The following is a 1,749-nucleotide window of genomic DNA, read 5'->3' as shown; positions in this document are numbered from 1 at the left end:
GTCCGGTGCCGGTGCCGCCGAGGACGCGCTGAGGACAGCGAGCCTTCCCGCCGGGCGGGTGCAATAATCACGGCATGCCCGAGGAGAAGGTGACAGGACCGGCCTCATACTTCCCGTCGATCGAGAAGAAGTACGGCCAGCCGATCAGCCATTGGATGGCCGAGCTGGAGGCCGTGTCTGATCTGAAGCACATGGACCAGGTCGCCTTCCTGAAGGAGAAGTTCGGCATGGGCCACGGTCATGCCAACGCCCTCGTGGGGTGGTACCGGCAGCACCACCGGCCCTGACCCCAGCCGAGGGTCAGCCTGTAGGCCCGGTCGCGGGGGTGCAGGCTGCGGGGGTGCCGTAGTCGAGCCAGGACGGCAGGGCCTTGGTGAACGCGGCGCGCACGGCGGGGTCCTTGGTGGCGGTCCAGTCGACGGTGGCGTTGACCTCGGACTCGTACTTGTCCCATTCGAACCAGTTGACCATCTTCAGGTCGGGGAATCTGGCGGGGATGTCGGGGGCGAGGACCTGGTCCCACCAGGCCTGCTTGACCGTCAGCGCGTCCGAGGTGTCGCGGCTGGTGTTCACCAGGGCCGCGGTCTCGGCGATCGCGACGGGCTTGGCGTGCCTGATCCCGTAGTCCGTGTAGAAGTCCGGGACGGCGAGGTCGTTGCCGCCGGCGCCGTTGTAGGTGCCGGTGAGCTGCTGGGCGAACTTGCCGGGCTCGGGGACCACGTTCGCGCCCCAGGGGTAGGTGTTGCCCCAGTGGTAGAGGGACATCCCGACCCAGTCCACGGCGGCGTCGCCGGGCCAGTACGGGGCGTACGGGTCGTCGCGGCCGTCGAGGACCCCGTCGTGGTTGGTGTCCAGGGCCGCGAAGTCCGCCGTGCCCTTCTTCGCCTCGTACTTCCCACCCGCGAAGGGGTAGCCGCCGCCGTAGTTCGGGGCCCACATCGTCGCGGACGACGGCGCGGCGTGCACTGCCGCGGCGACCTTGTCGAATGCGGCGACGTACTCGCCCGGCTGTTCGCCCCACTCGTACCAGGAGCCGTTCATCTCCTGCCCGAATCGCACGATCACGGGCACCCCCGAGTCGTTGATCCCCTTCAACAACGCAGTCAGGTCTCCGAGGGCCGAGGGCGCAGAAGCCGCGGCGAGGCCGGCGTGCGGCTCCAGGGTCAGCAGCAGGGTCGCGCCCTGCCTGCGGACCTGGTCGGCCGCGCCCTGGATGTTCTTCCGGTCCGTGTCCGTGAACGGGAACCCCGAGAACGACACGGCCACGGCCGGGTGATGCCCCAGAGCCGTGGCGTAGCCGGAGAGTTGCTCGTTGCCCCAGTCCAGGTTCACCCCGTACAGCACCCCGTGCGCGGGTCCCGTCGGGCGGGCCGGGACGGGACATGGCGTGGAGGCAGACGAGGCCGCGGGCGGCGCGGGAGCGGAGCAGCCGGCCAGGGCGGCGGCCAGGACCCCCGCGGCAAGGGGCACCAAGGCGGATCGGATGGCTGTGGACACAGGCGACACCCTAGCCGGTTCCGTGCTCCCGTCCTCGCAGATCCTCCCGGCACCTGGCCGGGGCGGAAGCGCAGCAGACGGACGGCATCGCGTCTCTTGACCTTGGGCCAGATGCGGGCCGCCCTGTGAGTCCCTCGGGTTTGGCGTTCCCTGTCAACTTCTGCGTGTTGGAGCGTGTCAGTGGTCCAAGGCCCTTGAAACTGGCTTCGGGATCGTCTTCCGGTGGTGGAGTCACCTCTCCGAGTCCCTGGG

At 69.6% G+C, this 1,749-nt stretch carries 2 protein-coding genes; one reads left to right on the top strand and one right to left on the bottom strand.

All coding sequences use genetic code 11. The features are described from left to right. Nucleotides 1-74 precede the first annotated feature (74 nt). Nucleotides 75-287 (top strand): DUF4287 domain-containing protein, encoded by a 213-nt coding sequence (locus LK10_RS04180; RefSeq protein ID WP_043120402.1) that lies wholly within the window; start codon nt 75-77, stop codon nt 285-287. Nucleotides 288-300: 13 nt separating this feature from the next. Here the strand turns inward: LK10_RS04180 and LK10_RS04175 are convergent, their stop codons facing one another. Beyond that, nucleotides 301-1,497, bottom strand: a complete 1,197-nt coding sequence (locus LK10_RS04175; protein WP_231567595.1) for a glycoside hydrolase family 26 protein — start codon at nt 1,495-1,497, stop codon at nt 301-303. Nucleotides 1,498-1,749: the final 252 nt, after the last annotated feature.

This window comes from Sinomonas humi, assembly GCF_000802235.1.
GTDB lineage: Bacteria > Actinomycetota > Actinomycetes > Actinomycetales > Micrococcaceae > Sinomonas > Sinomonas humi.
This window is presented reverse-complemented; position numbering and strand designations above follow the sequence as displayed.

Coding starts and splice junctions, on each gene's coding strand:
- LK10_RS04180 (WP_043120402.1), top strand. CDS start 75: ATGCCCGAGGAGAAGGTGACAGGACCGGCCTCATACTTCCCGTCGATC.